The organism is Vibrio sp. 661 (assembly GCF_033339315.1).
In the GTDB taxonomy this organism is placed as follows: domain Bacteria; phylum Pseudomonadota; class Gammaproteobacteria; order Enterobacterales; family Vibrionaceae; genus Vibrio; species Vibrio alginolyticus.
Genome location: NZ_JAWOUJ010000024.1, coordinates 21,573 through 36,100 on the forward strand (window position 1 = coordinate 21,573; position 14,528 = coordinate 36,100).

13 protein-coding genes and 1 tRNA gene are annotated in these 14,528 nt (G+C 44.6%); 7 read left to right on the forward strand and 7 right to left on the reverse strand.

Annotated features, from left to right (window positions below; all coding sequences use genetic code 11):
• Window positions 1-18: 18 nt before the first annotated feature.
• Entirely contained in the window at window positions 19-2,715 is a 2,697-nt protein-coding gene (locus tag R7P69_RS22805; protein ID WP_213890057.1) for a heavy metal translocating P-type ATPase, read from the reverse strand.
• Window positions 2,716-3,193: 478 nt separating this feature from the next.
• Between R7P69_RS22805 and chiP the strand changes: the two genes are divergently transcribed.
• The 4 genes from chiP to R7P69_RS22825 all read left to right on the forward strand — a co-directional run bounded on the left by chiP (window position 3,194) and on the right by R7P69_RS22825 (window position 8,244).
• Window positions 3,194-4,315, forward strand: a complete 1,122-nt coding sequence (gene chiP, locus R7P69_RS22810) for a chitoporin (protein ID WP_005382007.1) — start codon at window positions 3,194-3,196, stop codon at window positions 4,313-4,315.
• Window positions 4,316-4,438: 123 nt separating this feature from the next.
• The gene (locus R7P69_RS22815; RefSeq protein ID WP_031780870.1) at window positions 4,439-5,035 is read left to right on the forward strand and encodes a DUF2057 domain-containing protein; all 597 of its coding nucleotides are present in this window, start codon (window positions 4,439-4,441) and stop codon (window positions 5,033-5,035) included.
• A gap of 177 nt (window positions 5,036-5,212) precedes the next feature.
• Window positions 5,213-6,640: a glutamate--tRNA ligase gene (gene gltX / locus R7P69_RS22820; protein ID WP_005384075.1), complete on the forward strand. Its 1,428-nt coding sequence runs from the start codon at window positions 5,213-5,215 to the stop codon at window positions 6,638-6,640.
• Between the two features lie 641 nt (window positions 6,641-7,281).
• Complete coding sequence (locus R7P69_RS22825) at window positions 7,282-8,244, forward strand: OmpA family protein (protein WP_005382010.1); 963 nt, start codon at window positions 7,282-7,284, stop codon at window positions 8,242-8,244.
• Window positions 8,245-8,359: 115 nt separating this feature from the next.
• On the opposite strand, the gene R7P69_RS22830 is transcribed toward R7P69_RS22825, so the two are convergent.
• From R7P69_RS22830 to R7P69_RS22840, 3 genes are all read right to left on the reverse strand, one after another.
• On the reverse strand, window positions 8,360-8,866 hold the full coding sequence (locus tag R7P69_RS22830; RefSeq protein ID WP_005382011.1) for a hypothetical protein: 507 nt from the start codon (window positions 8,864-8,866) through the stop codon (window positions 8,360-8,362).
• Window positions 8,867-9,145: 279 nt separating this feature from the next.
• Window positions 9,146-9,222, reverse strand: a tRNA-Arg gene (locus R7P69_RS22835).
• Window positions 9,223-9,397: 175 nt separating this feature from the next.
• Entirely contained in the window at window positions 9,398-10,531 is a 1,134-nt protein-coding gene (locus R7P69_RS22840) for a flagellar assembly protein FlgT (RefSeq protein WP_005382012.1), read from the reverse strand.
• 169 nt (window positions 10,532-10,700) lie between these two features.
• Between R7P69_RS22840 and R7P69_RS22845 the strand changes: the two genes are divergently transcribed.
• Together R7P69_RS22845 and flgP are read left to right on the forward strand one after the other, a co-directional pair.
• Window positions 10,701-11,339, forward strand: a complete 639-nt coding sequence (locus R7P69_RS22845; protein WP_005382013.1) for a FlgO family outer membrane protein — start codon at window positions 10,701-10,703, stop codon at window positions 11,337-11,339.
• 9 nt (window positions 11,340-11,348) lie between these two features.
• The gene (flgP, locus tag R7P69_RS22850) at window positions 11,349-11,780 is read left to right on the forward strand and encodes a flagellar assembly lipoprotein FlgP (protein WP_005382014.1); all 432 of its coding nucleotides are present in this window, start codon (window positions 11,349-11,351) and stop codon (window positions 11,778-11,780) included.
• Window positions 11,781-11,892: 112 nt separating this feature from the next.
• On the opposite strand, the gene R7P69_RS22855 is transcribed toward flgP, so the two are convergent.
• The 3 genes from R7P69_RS22855 to flgA form a co-directional block, all read right to left on the reverse strand.
• Window positions 11,893-12,318, reverse strand: a complete 426-nt coding sequence (locus R7P69_RS22855; protein WP_005382015.1) for a flagella synthesis protein FlgN — start codon at window positions 12,316-12,318, stop codon at window positions 11,893-11,895.
• Window positions 12,319-12,345: 27 nt separating this feature from the next.
• Complete coding sequence (gene flgM / locus R7P69_RS22860) at window positions 12,346-12,660, reverse strand: flagellar biosynthesis anti-sigma factor FlgM (RefSeq protein ID WP_005382018.1); 315 nt, start codon at window positions 12,658-12,660, stop codon at window positions 12,346-12,348.
• 116 nt (window positions 12,661-12,776) lie between these two features.
• A complete protein-coding gene (gene flgA, locus R7P69_RS22865) occupies window positions 12,777-13,523 on the reverse strand; it encodes a flagellar basal body P-ring formation chaperone FlgA (RefSeq protein WP_005382020.1) in 747 nt (248 codons plus the stop codon).
• A gap of 76 nt (window positions 13,524-13,599) precedes the next feature.
• On the opposite strand from flgA, the gene R7P69_RS22870 reads away from it, so the two are divergent.
• Window positions 13,600-14,526, forward strand: a complete 927-nt coding sequence (locus R7P69_RS22870) for a chemotaxis protein CheV (protein WP_005382022.1) — start codon at window positions 13,600-13,602, stop codon at window positions 14,524-14,526.
• Window positions 14,527-14,528 lie beyond the last annotated feature (2 nt).

Here is a 14,528-nt window from a genome sequence, read left to right on the forward strand (position 1 = left end):
ACCCTCAAAAAGAAGTGGTTACTTTACTGAAAACAGTCGTAGTCGATTTGCATTACTAACGACAGTAATTGAAGACAGTGCCATTGCCGCTCCTGCGACAACAGGACTGAGCAAAAATCCAAACGCTGGGTAAAGCACACCTGCGGCAACTGGAATACCCAACGAGTTGTAAACAAAGGCACCAAATAGGTTTTGCTTCATGTTCTTAAGTGTAGCGCGAGAGAGTTCAATCGCATGTACTACCGCCATTGGTGACGTGTTCAGGATGGTCATTTGCGAACTTTCAATGGCGACATCACTGCCGCTACCCATGGCAATACCTAGGTTGGATAACGCGAGAGCAGGGGCGTCGTTAATGCCATCCCCCACCATTGCCACGACATGTCCTTGAGATTGAAGTTGCTCAATGTGCTGAGCTTTCTCATCTGGCATTACTTGGGCAATCACTTCATCAATACCAAGTTCTTGGCCGATAGCATTGGCAACGTGTTGGTTATCGCCCGTCAGCATTACCGTTTTGATGCCTTGCGATTTTAATGCAGAGAGCGCTTGTTTCGCATCTGATTTGATCGGGTCGGCAATGGCGATCAGACCGATCAGTTCGCCGTTCAATGCCACAGCTACCGGAGTCCACGCATTTTTTGCGCATTCATCGATGGCGGGTTTTAGTGCGCTGGTCTCGACGTTCTCTGCTTGCATAAATTGAAGCGAACCAATGAGCAGCGGTTTATCTTGATACGTCGCCCAAATGCCGCGCCCGCGAACGTTCTCAAACTTGTCTAATGAGACATCCTTTGCGTCGTGTCGTTTGGCGTAATCACATACCGCTTTTGCCAGTGGGTGCTCAGACTGACGCTCTGCCGCATACGCTAAAGCCAATAGATCTTCTTGGCTGGTGGCGTGAGTAAACACTTGCTGAACGCTAGGTTTACCTTGGGTAAGCGTGCCAGTTTTGTCGAATACAACCGTGTCGACTTTGCTTGCCAATTGAAGGGCGTCGGCGTCTTTGATCAGAATGCCGAGCTCTGCGGCTTTACCCACTCCCACCGTGACAGAAAGTGGGGTTGCTAAGCCTAGAGCGCAAGGGCAGGCGATGATCAGGACGGTTGTGGTGACCACCAGCATATAACTCGCTTTTGGCTCTGGACCAACGGCAAACCAAACGAGCGCGGCCAGTATTGCTATGCCAACAACGACAGGGACAAACACCGATGAAATCTGGTCTGCCAGTTTCGCGATGGCTGGCTTACTGCTTTGCGCTGTGCGCACCATGCGGATGATACGAGCCAGCATGGTATTTGCGCCAATGCCCGTTGCCTCAATGACTAATCCACCATCGGTATTTAATGTCCCAGCAGACACTTGAGCCTCTTGCGCTTTTAATACTGGTACTGGTTCACCAGTGAGCATCGACTCATCAATGTATGATTCACCTTGAATCACAACACCATCAACAGGCACTTTCTCGCCTGGTTTGATACGCAGTTTCATGCCTAGCGTGATTTGCTCAACCGCGATTTGTTGGTCGCCTTGTTCCGTGATTACCGTAGCTTGCTGAGGTTGCAGGTTAATCAGAGCTTGTAAGGAACGTGTTGTGTTTGCTTTGGCTTTTGCTTCAATATAGTGCCCAAGAGAAATTAAGCCGATGATCATTGCACTCGCTTCAAAGTACACGTGGCGTGAAGCAAGAGGGAACCAGTCTGGGAAAATCACCACAAGCATCGAATAGAACCACGCTGCGCCAGTACCGAGCGCGACTAACGTGTCCATGGTGGCGCGCTTGTGAGTAGCTGCTAACCAAGCGTTACTGAAGAAGTGTTTCCCTGCTGTGGCAAGAAGGAGTAAACATACGATACCGATCGCGCCCCAAGCTAATTGGTCGTTGGTGTTGCGAATCATCATATTGCCGCCAGCAACGCCCCAAATCATTAAGGGGGCACCGACGACAAGGCCAGCAATAGCATCCAGTTTAAAGCGTTTTTGTTGCTGACGTTGTTGCTGCGCTTGCTTTTCTTGCTGGGTTGCGGCGTCTTGTAGGATCTCTGCTTGGTAACCGGCTTGTTTTACCGATTCAACAATTGCGTTAAGGAGGTCATCAGAGTCTTGGCTTGCGAATACTAGTGCGCTTTGTTCTGCGAGGTTGACCTGTGCTTTCTCAACGCCTTCTACGTTAGTAAGTGCTTTCTCTACTGAAGAGACGCAACTCGCACACGTCATGCCTTGAATCAGCATTTGCAATTGAATACTCGCTGGTGGCACCTGCGTATCTTTAATATTGCTTTGCTTTTCTACCTGTTCGGTCTCTGGTGAGCTTTCGTTCTCTACTTCGACAGAATCAAGGTTGGCGGTATAGCCGAGTGTTGCTATTAAGTCGATCACTTGTTGCTCGGAGAGGAGGGTACGAATCTCTAAGTGCGTTGTTGAAGCCTCAAAAGAAATAACGTCTTGATTAGATTCTAATAAAGATGAAAGTTTTTTGACGCAGCCGCCACAGCTTAAGCCTGAAAGGTTTAGTTCGTAGTGATTTCCTGCTTGGTAACCAAGAGATTCAATCGACGAGACGAGCTCTTTAAGAGAAGACTCGGTTTTGACCTCTACTTGCGTCGGGGACAAATTGAGGATCTCCACATCGTGATTTGCATGTAAAGCCTTCTCAACTTTTCTCGCACAGCCCATGCAGTTGAGCCCTGATAAAGGTATAACTAACTGATACATAATCTGCACCTCAATAGTAGTGATGCTATGAGCTTAAACCTTCCTGCAAGGGTAAGGTCAATACCCATTTGCTACTCACAACAATTTCGTCAAAATCTCTCGAGTCCCACAAGTGCACGGTCATTTTACTTGCGAGTGATCTCAAGGTTTTTTCTCTTTGAATATAAAGTTCCGTTAAAACACCTAAAAGATGAATGAAGTCGCTCACGTTTTTTAGATACTCTCAATGTCAGTTCAGTGTCAAAACGTACTTTTAACGTTTTTTATTTTTTATATTTGATGTTAACCAATTGTTTTTTATTGATTTATTTTATTTTTGATCTTCTCATTTTGAAGTCGCTCAGATTGCTGTAGCGAAAGTTTTTTAGTGCGAAAAAAGTTTGTCATATTTGCCCCGTCCAAACACTGTTTCAAGTTCCTACCATGTCCTAGTTAGTGAATTTGAAAATGGAAAAAACTAAAAATATAGGGGTTTATAATGTCTTACCTAAAGAAAAGCCTACTTGCCACGGCAATTACCGGCATGATGTTCAGTGGTGCTGCATTTGCTGATGGTGCAAACAGTGACGCAGCAAAAGAGTTTCTAACCAAAGATTCATTTTCTTATGAAGTTTACGGAATCATCGCGATGCAGGCCGCGTACCGCGATTACGATTCTGGCAGCAAAGCAACGGACGATGATTTGGGTGGCATGCAGCTAAACAACGAATCTCGTATTGGTTTCCGTGGTAAAAAACAATTTGCTAACTTCGACCCTACTTTTATTTGGCAAATCGAAGGCGGTTATGTAGACCCTAGCTTTGGTGGCGAGGGCGCAGGTCTTGGTGAACGTGACACATTCGTCGGTTTTGAAAGTGCATCTTGGGGTCAAATTCGTCTGGGTCGCGTTTTGACACCTATGTACGAATTGGTTGACTGGCCAGCATCTAACCCTGGTCTCGGCGATGTATACGACTGGGGTGGTGCTATTGGAGGCGCCAAGTACCAAGACCGTCAATCAAACACTATCCGCTGGGACTCTCCAATGTTTGCTGACAAATTCTCCCTAGATATCGCAGCTGGTGCAGGTGATAAAGCAGGTCTAGGTGAAGGGGATGACTACTGGGGTGGTATCGCAGCACACTACAAAATTGGTCCTATCCAGTTAGATGCGGCATATGAAGGTAACCGTAATATCAAGATGGAAAGCCAAACGTGGGAAAACAACACGTACTTGGTAGGGGCACAAGGCTGGTTTGATAACGGAATCTCTTTCTTCGCGCAATACAAATACATGGAGGCGGACGCAAGCAATGGTGTGAGTGAAAAGCAAGATGCAATGTCTGCCGCTATCATGTACACCACGGGTGATTGGCAATACAAACTGGCTTACGCCGCTAACTTTGATCTAGAGCGTGATGGTAAGAAAATTAACGATACAGCGGACGATGTGTTATCAGCACAAGTTATGTATTTCGTAGACCCATCGGCAGTGCTGTACGTACGTGCTCGTACTCTAGACTTTGGCGACGGTGCGTCTCAATTAGATAAACCAACAGAAGCACGTTGGAAGTCTGCTGACTACGACGAGTTCTCTGTAGGTGTTGAATACTACTTCTAACTAAAGAAGCAGCTAAAAGGGCGGAAACGCCCTTTTTATCTTGATACTTATTCAAATAAGCCTTTGAAATGACTGGCCTGTAAATTTTAGAGTCTTATCTAAATTGGTATAAAGTGAGAAACCATGATGAAAAAAACAACGACACTTCTCGGACTTTGCGCAATGCTTTCGGCGCCAGCTTTTGCTGCTCAACTCACTCTGCAATCTGAATTAGTTCCTCGCGTTCTCAACGGCGAGTTCGTCTACCCTGAGTGGATATCCAAGAACAACAGCATCGAGTTAAAGGATGGGGAAAACCAATTAGCGGTAACGGTTGGACAAATCGTATTTGAAGATGGAAAGCGCCGTAAATTCGATTCGCAGCCGCTGGTATTAGAGTTTGATGCAGAAAAAGACACCGAGCTTTCTCTGGCTTATCAAACATTCCGTACTATTGAAGAGGCGAGAGCCTTCGAACTCGATCCTAAAGTGGTATTGAAAGACAAAAACGGAAAAGAAGTGGCATTCTCTATGGTTCAACTTCGTAAAGGTGGTTTGCAAGGTTTTCGTGATTACGAACGAGAAGTTGCCGACTATAATAACGCAATGAATAAAGAATCGACTAAGGCAAGCATTGCGTCTTCTCCAGCGGAAACCAAAACAATCAAAGCATCGTTTAATGAATTGAGCCGTGAAGAGCAGCAAGAATTTATGCAATGGGCAATGCGTAACCTGAAGTAATTTCGTCTCGTGCTTTAACAGTAAATAGCAGGGCTGTGCCTTTTTGGTTCTGCCCTGTTTTTATTTCTGGTGTCAAACCGATTGTAGAATTGACTTACGGTGGTAAAATGTCGCCACTTTTATCCTTGACATTACAACGAGAGATCTCTCGTTGCTCATTACCCCTAAGGAACTCAAATGACGGTTAAAACTCGTTTTGCTCCTAGCCCAACTGGCTATCTACACGTTGGTGGTGCGCGTACTGCACTTTACTCTTGGCTATACGCTAAAAACCAAGGTGGTGAATTCGTTCTACGTATCGAAGATACAGACCTTGAGCGTAACTCTCAGGAAGCGGTTGATGCAATTCTTGAAGGCATGGAATGGCTAGGCTTGGAGTGGGATGAAGGTCCTTACTACCAAACTCAACGTTTTGACCGTTACAACGAAATGGTTGATAAGCTTCTTGCTGAAGACAAAGCTTACAAATGTTACGCGTCCAAAGAGCTGCTAGATGAAATCCGTGCAGAGCAAGAAGCAAATAAAGAAATGCCTCGCTACGATGCTAACCATCCAAAAATCAAAGCAGCAAACGAAGCGGCAAAAGATGGCGATCCATGTGTTATCCGTTTCCGTAACCCGAAAGAAGGTAGCGTAGTATTTGATGATCAAATCCGTGGTCGCATTGAAATCCGCAACGATCAAATGGATGACCTAATCATTCGTCGTACTGACGGTTCACCTACTTACAACTTCTGTGTAGTAGTGGATGACTGGGACATGGGTATCACTCACGTTGTTCGTGGCGAAGACCACATCAACAACACGCCTCGTCAAATCAACATCTACGAAGCACTAGGTGCGCCAGTACCTACATTTGCACACTGTGCAATGATCCTGGGTGATGACGGCGCGAAACTGTCTAAACGTCACGGCGCTGTATCAGTCATGCAATACCGCGATATGGGCTACCTGCCTGCGGCACTAAACAACTACCTAGTGCGCCTTGGTTGGTCTCATGGGGACCAAGAAATCTTCTCTCAAGAAGAGATGATCAATCTATTTAGCCTAAACGCAGTATCTAAGTCAGCGTCTGCTTTTAACACTGACAAACTGCAATGGTTGAACAACCACTACATCAAGAACTCAGATCCTGCGTACGTTGCTGAGCATCTACAATGGCATCTAGATCAACAAAAACTAGACGTAACGAATGGTCCTGCTATCACTGACGTGATCAAGCTGGTGGGTGAGCGTTGCAACACACTAGTTGAGCTAGCTGAGCAAATCCGTTACTTCTATGAAGATTTCTCTGAGTTTGAAGCGGGCGCAGCGAAGAAACACCTACGTGGCGTGGCTAAAGAGCCTCTAGAACTTGCATTAGCGAAAGTGGAAGCACTAACTGAGTGGACGACAGCGAACATCAAAGATGGCGTTATCGCAGCAGTATGTGAAGAGTTGGAAATCGGCATGGGCAAAATCGGTATGCCATTACGTGTTGCTGTAACAGGCGGGGGTCAGTCTCCTTCTGTCGATGCAGTAATGGAGCTGGTTGGAAAAGAGCGTTGTATTGCTCGCATTAAGATGGCGCTTGAGTTCATTGCTGAGCGTGAAGCAAACGCATAATTGCTTTGAACTGAACGTTCTTTTGAATAAATAGTCACAAAGCCGCGGTGAGCAACCGCGGCTTTTTTGTATCTTCAATTTAGATAACGAGAAACTTTCTCTCATATTGGTGAATGAAGAGATGGTTTCACCTGTAATTTACCTCAATATGGATAAGATTTTTTAATCCAAATATCGTTGGCATGAATAAAAAACGAGCGATTATATATCAAATATCTGATTGATTTTTATCCATGTTCCTTAAAGTTCCATTTTGTTTGTCTCATTTTTAAGAAAAAACCTTTGCTTTAGCTATTTTGTTTCAAAAAACAAAGCAAACGTTTGCGTGGTGATTGCGTGGGGATTTTTTTGCTTAAGATCACATGTTGTCGAGATTTTTGATGACAATAAATTGACAGAATTGGGATTTTTCTCGCGATTTCTTAGCGTTATAGTTCATCCCGTCAGCGATACCGAGATGGCGATATGTATCACTGAACAGGAAATATACGTAAGTTGCTTCCATAAAAAAAATGCATGTGCATAAAAAGAAGCTGACTAAGTATCTCACTCAAGGAATGAATAAAAAGAATTGAAATACAACGTCAGTCAGACGGCGCATTTCGGCATCTAACAAAAGAACTTCTTTAGAGGAATCAATAATGAAAAAATTAGCAGCGGTAATTTCAGCGTCTCTACTTATGGCTTCAGCAGCACAAGCAGAAGTATACGTTGGTGGTAAGATGGGTAAGTCATGGATGGAAGACGCGTGTGTAGCGGGCCAGGCTTGTGACAAAGACGATTCTACTCTTGGCGCTTTTGTTGGTTACGAAATGAATAAATACTTCGCAGTAGAAGCGGGTTTCGACAACATCGGTGATTTTAACCAAACTTCTTTCGGTGGCCACGTAGAAGCAATCACTCTTGCTCCTAAATTTAGCCTACCAATCACTGAAGACATCGCACTTTACGGTAAAGTGGGTGGCGCTTACGTAATGTTTGATGGCAAAGATGATTACTCTTACCTAGGCGCGGCTGGTCTTGAATTCAACCTAAGCCAAAACGTAACAGCTCGTGCGGAATACCAAACACTGACTGACATCAGCAACGATGTAACTCGTGCGACAGGTAACACTGCAACACTAGGTGTTTCTTTCAAATTCGGCGGCAACGATGAGCCAGTAATCGTAGAAGAGCCAGTTGTTGTAGAAGAAGTGGTTGTAGAAGAAGTGGTAGAAGAGCCAGTTGTAGTTACGAAAACATTCGAAACTCAAACAATTGGTACAGGTAGCTTCGATCTAAACAGCACAACTCTAAAACCAGAGAGCGCTGCAAAACTTGATAACCTAGTTGCTTTCCTAAACGAGCACCCACAAGCGAACGTTGAAGTTGTAGGTTACACAGATACGTCTGGTCCAGCAGCTTACAACCTAAAAGTTTCTGAAAAACGTGCTGAGTCTGTTGCTAACGCACTCGTTGAAAAAGGTATTGATTCATCACGTATCCAAGCTCGTGGCGAAGGTGAAAACAACCCAATCGCTTCAAACGACACTCGTGAAGGTCGTCAACAAAACCGTCGCGTAGAAGTCGTTGTTCCAGAATTTGAATACCAAGTTCAGCAATAAGCTCCTATTCGACCGTAGTATAGAAGACTGAAGCTGAAAGCCCCAAAGAGTTCGCTCTTTGGGGCTTTTTATTTCTCTTCAAAAAACTGACTGAAATGTTCAAAGTGGCCAGGTATTACTTAAGATCAATGCTGTTTAAACGCCCCATAAATGTCAGGATCTCCAAGTTATCTTTATGTGCTTCTAACAACGCTTTTTTGGTTTGCATGTAGGCGGCAAGTTTGCCGTACTTACTAATAGAGCGAACCACCGTTTTATATTTATACTCACCGTCATCATTGAACTCTCGCCACTTGGCGATGTAACACGTATCTCGGTTGTCAGGGTTTTCAAGAGTAGGGTTAGGCTTGTGAACGATTTTAGGCTCAACGCTATGTGGAAGCCTAGTCATTAGGTAAGGGTCTTTCAAAAGACGTCGCCAGAATTTGCCCCACATTTGCCGGCCTAACTCGTTTCTCAGCTTAATGGCTTTTTGTAAGCCTTTCTTTTCTCCAATACGAACAAATCCTACCGAGCGGTGTAGTACCGTATCCTCGGGGGTATGGATATGTATCTTAAAGGCTGTCTTGCCTTTAGAAATAAAGCGGTGTCCAGTGTTAGTTATTAAATTGCTCTTAGACATAGTGCTAACTAATAATTTTATTAATAGCTAAAAGGGTAAGCAAAACTCATAGATAATTAAAGTAATAAAATACAAAACTGTAAATAGGGCTTGTTGAAATGATTTCAAGGGGAAGAAGTCAGATCAGTAGAAGGGTTTATCCCGTAACCGAAACACCCGATCCGATCATATTGATTACTGGGAAGATTATCTAACACGATGTACTAGGGGGAGCAGTGCGAGGCTTGAAATTGAAGATACAAAAAAGCCTTAGCTCAAGTGGGAGCTAAGGCTATGATATGGCGCCCCCAGTAGGATTCGAACCTACGACCTGTCCCTTAGGAGGGGACTGCGCTATCCAGCTGTGCCATGGGGGCGTAATACCAATAGTTGCAGTTCATTGCACTGTTTTACTGAGTTCAAATCTAGCAATCTACCAGATCTGTATCAGCATCACGTTGAACGATTCGCTACGGTCATTGGTATAATCAAATAAGATGCGCTGCCTATGATATTCAAAAGTGAGCATATCTCAAGACTTAATGTTTGCTTTTATAGGATCTTGTTCATTACGTCGCCAATTTGAACGCTAGACGCTAAATTTGGCTGATCAATCGTCAGTTCCGCTTCGTGTTCGTATATGCGTGATACCGTTAATGTAATTTCGCTTTGCGAGACTTTGTTTCTTGGCAATCCATTTTGGTCGATAAACGACGCGGTGTGCCAAAGCTGTAATTTGTCTCCCTCTTTTACGCCGTGCATACGGCCGAGATCCATCGTTACGGTATTACCGAAGACTGCCACAACCTCTGGCAGTGTAATTTTGCAAGATAGCTCCGACTCCAGATCCAACATAATATTGCGACTAACGCGAAGCATCATCTCGCCATAGGTCGATGCCCAAAAACGTGCACTACGAGTGTCCACTTGACTCGTCTTAGCAAATGGCCAACGCGCGACCTCACGGTAGGCTTTGTTGAAGATTTCATGGCCAGTTTTACCATCAAATACTTTCATTTCTAACGCAAACTGACGATTGATGATGTCATCTTGCAATAGTTGAGATTCGACCGTTGCAGTGAGATCGGTTATGACCCCTCCAATGATGTATTGTGCGCCATTGTCTTGTGCGATCATTTGAGTGCGAGCAGGATAGTTGCTGCTTATTGAGTAGTCCGTTGTACCAACAGACACAAAGCTGCGTGAGGTTTGATCAAGTTGACGGTTCACTACGTGGCTAAAATCGTCACCAACTTGATAAATTTGTCCCATCACTGCTTGTTGTGGTGATGCGACCTCAATATTGCCGACCAGCATTGTCTTTTTGTATTGATCGGTGTGGCAACCCGTTGCCGATGGATAAATATCAACGCGGATTTTTACCTCGACTTTACCGCGACGTTTGCGTTCAGACTCGACCAAAATGTAACGGACTTCATGATTGGTAAACTGGTATTCGTTGCGGCTTTCTTCTAATAGCGGCATCAAGTTGCTAATACTGCCAATATCTGCGCCCGAAAAATTGACGGCTTTGAACAGCGCGTCTTCCAACGCATGGAGCCTTGCCGTCTCTTCTGAAGAAACGATGGTGGCAACGCCTGTGACTTCATACCAAGATGCCATGACCTTAAAAGGCACAAGCATCACTAAAGTGATTGAAAACAGACTGTTTAATATTTTTTTCATTGGTTACAACCGTTCGGGTATAAATATTGCTTTAACAAATTCAGTGAAGTTTGGTGGGTTTTTCTTCGTTAGGCAAACAAAGAAAAGCAAAGACTGTTCCAATATTCACTTTCTTGGAAAGGAATTAATAAAGAACGGTATCACCTAAGATTATCTGGAGAATCAAACCATGAAAAAGTGGCTTGTCGCCGCATCGATGATGACGCTTCTGACATCGTGCGCGTACTCACCGATTTACAATGGTAAAGAACCGTACTCGGGAAGCCAGTTCATGCTGATGGATAGTCCGCGTCATACGATGGACTTTTTCATTGAGAGCATGACAGAAGACCTGATGGTTTCTAATGTGGCAGTATCAGCGCGGACACCGATTGCGATTACCTCGTTTGTTGATCTACAAAATATGGATGCAACAAACTGGTTAGGTAACTCGGTCTCTGAAGGTTTTATCCATCAGTTTCAGCGCCGAGGGTTTAAAGTGGTTGATTTCAAAACTACGGGCTCTATTCAAGTGACGCAGCAGGGCGATTTTGCTTTAAGTCGTGATTGGCAAGATTTAGCTCAAGAGCAGCAAATTCAGTATGTACTGACCGGAACAATGCTGCGCCAAGAGGGCGGAGTGCTTGTCAATGCACGCGTGGTTGGCATGCAAAGCCGTGTAGTTGTAGCGACAGCGCAAGGTTTCCTTCCGGCTGACCGTATTGGGCGTGACTTAGATACGTTAAATAGCATCCGCACACAAGATGGTGTGTTGATTCGCTCAGACCCAACCATTCGTCAGCCGTACACTGTGATTCTGCGTCCATAGGATAGAAGCATGAAGAAGTTATTATTTATTGTTGCCACACTGATATTGGTGGGGTGTCAGCCATTACAACAGATGCGTCAAGATGAAATCTTAGTGGCAGTGGGTTACGCCAGTGTCAGTGAGCAAACAGGCCGCACAGTAGAAGAAAAGCGTGTACGAGCGATGCGTGCATCAAAAATTGATGCTTATCGTGAGCTAGCAGAGCAAGTTTATGGCATGCGTGTTAGTGGACGTGCAGAGCTGCAAGACCAACGTTTGGGTATTGAAAGCACCACTGGTGCCGTCGATGGTGTAATTCGTGGTGCAGAAGTTGTGCGTAGTTATCTTGTTGAAGACAGTTATGTGACTGAGCTGCGTCTGGATATCCGTAAAATGGATAAGCTACGTGATTACGGAGAAGTTCAACAGGTGCCTGAGAAGCGTCAACAAACCTTGTTCTAATGCCCTAAGCGCATTACTTCAGAAGACCAGATAATCTTTCCCGCGGCTGATTGGCAACAATGAGTCGCTTTTTTATATCTACATTCTAGAGATGGTGGGGCAGGAGTGACGTTTAGGCTTTTATATTGGTGCCAAGTGTCGAAATAGTATGGGTTTTGCCACCGGCATTGTAGGTCATGCCCACTTTGCCATGAGTTCGCTGAAGCATGTTATTGAGTTTATTGAAACTCAGCTGTGCGCGACTAAGCGATTCGCCATTTACTTGGTTAACTTGTTGACAGTCGAGGACGATCGATTGGATTTGAGCAACAACCTGACTTAGGTGCTCATCTTCAGTAAGTTGATTGACGTGCGGGTGAGAGGCGATTCGCTGATCAGTTGTTCTGAGCTGATCAATGAGCGTCATCTTCTGTTTGGCTATGTTCTCAATCTCGGTAGAGACACGCGCCGTGATTGCTTGTGTTTCTTGGCGTAAAACAGCGGAAAGTGCCTTAGCATTTTCTAGCTGGAAATTAACGAGATCGACTAATGCTGCCATAAAATACTTACCTTCGGCCTAAGTCAGTTAGCTTTTGCCTTGCAATTCGTTTTCAAACTTAATCATGTTGTCAGCTAATTTTTCAGGATCGACTTTGTATGAACCGTTTGTGATAGCTTCTTTGATTGCTGCAACTTTGGCGCTGTCATATGCCGGAGAAGCTGCCATATCCTTCTGGAGTTTACTGACGGCTTTACTTTGCTGGCTGAGTGATACTGCGTCTTGTTGCGCTGGCGCTTTTTTTGATTCTGTCGTGCTGGTAGCATTGGAATCGTTACGTGCAGGTGCGCGACTTGTTGTCGTCATCATTTGCCCTGAACGTATATTATCTATACCTGCCATGTTTAACCTTTGCCTTGTATCGTAATACTGGTATCCAGACTATCGACCAGCGCAAAAATAACTTTAGTCATTTTTTGCATTTTTATTGATCAGTTTAAACACGCTACCAGTGGGTATTAAAAATTAACAGTGATTTCCGCAATGTCAGTCACTATGCCTTCTATTATACGTTGTGACTTATCATTTTTCACTCTTACTTGATCGCCAGCTGAACCATCCTGCAATGCTGTGCCTTGCGTTGTGATCGTCATGCCAGAATTCACCGCTTTGATAATGACCTTTTCATTTCGGCATACCACACAAACATCATTTCTCTCTACGACATCGCCTAAACGAACATTACGCTTTAGCTTTGCCCCAACCACTTGATCGTAGCTAGAAAATCCATCTTTACGAAAGCGCTGTAGCTCGATCATGGAAGTGGTAACATCCGATGCGCTGACGATTTCTCCTCTCCCTAGTGTTCGTGTAGCGACGATCATTGGTACTGATACAGAGATCCTCACAGGGACATAGACTTTCCAGTCATCCGGTTGGCATTCCACTAACACATTGATGTTACTTCTCGTGCTGCTGGTGGAAGAGGCAGATGTATCTAACGGAACAGGGCAATCCGTTGCTTTTATTCTCGAGTCGATCTCTGCCGCATTAACAGATAGCTCGCCACCATCAGGCTGATCAACCGTAGCAAGAATATGTTGTTCTGCTGCTGTTTTTATTTGCTCGATCTGATTATCTGAAGCTGAATGAACAAAAAAGCTAAACATACTGAGCAAAATGCCGATAGACTTAGCGTACTTTGTAATTAGCGCTCTACATATTGTCATAGTCAATGGTGTCGAAGTGAAAGTGAAATACGCCATACTGTCTCCCTGGTATCGTGCTTGCCAGTGGTAGAGTATCATTTAAAAACAAAAAGTTTGAGATGGAGATGAGCATATGACGGGGATTCTTGACTCGGTGAATCAGCGTACGCAACTCGTCGGTCAGAACCGATTGGAATTATTGACCTTTCGACTGATGGGCCGACAGCGCTACGGCATTAACGTATTCAAAGTGAAAGAAGTACTACAGTGCCCTAAGCTGACTTCAATGCCAAATCTACACCCTCTGGTTAAAGGTATCGCTCATATCCGCGGCCATACCGTGTCCGTTATTGATTTGAGCCTGGCAATTGGTGGCCGCCCAACCACTGATTTAGATAAATGTTTTGTTGTTATTGCAGAATTTAACCGTACGATCCAAGCATTTTTGGTATCATCGGTTGAGCGTATTATCAATATGCATTGGGAAGCGATTTTGCCACCGCCAGACGGCGCAGGTAAAGCGCACTATTTGACTGCCGTGACAAACATTGACAATGAGCTGGTTGAAATCCTTGACGTTGAAAAAATCCTGGCAGAAATTGCGCCAGTTGATGAAACGATGGATTCCGCTATTGGCGAAGAAATCGCACAAGCAGAACAAGAAAAGCCTATTGTACGCCGCATACTGATTGCTGATGACTCGACGGTCGCGCGTAAACAGGTAGAGCGTGCGATTACATCCATCGGTTTTGAGGTCGTATCTGTCAAAGACGGCAAAGAAGCGTACAATAAGTTGATTGAAATGGCTCAAGAAGGCAATATCTACGATCAAATTTCGTTGGTTATTTCCGATATTGAAATGCCAGAAATGGACGGCTATACCTTAACGGCTGAAATTCGCAGACATGCCGATTTGAAAGACCTTTATGTTATCCTCCATTCTTCATTAAGTGGTGTATTCAACCAAGCTATGGTTGAGCGTGTAGGTGCCAACACCTTCATTGCGAAATTTAACCCAGATGAGTTGGGTAACGCGGTTAAATCTGCATTAACACAATAAAA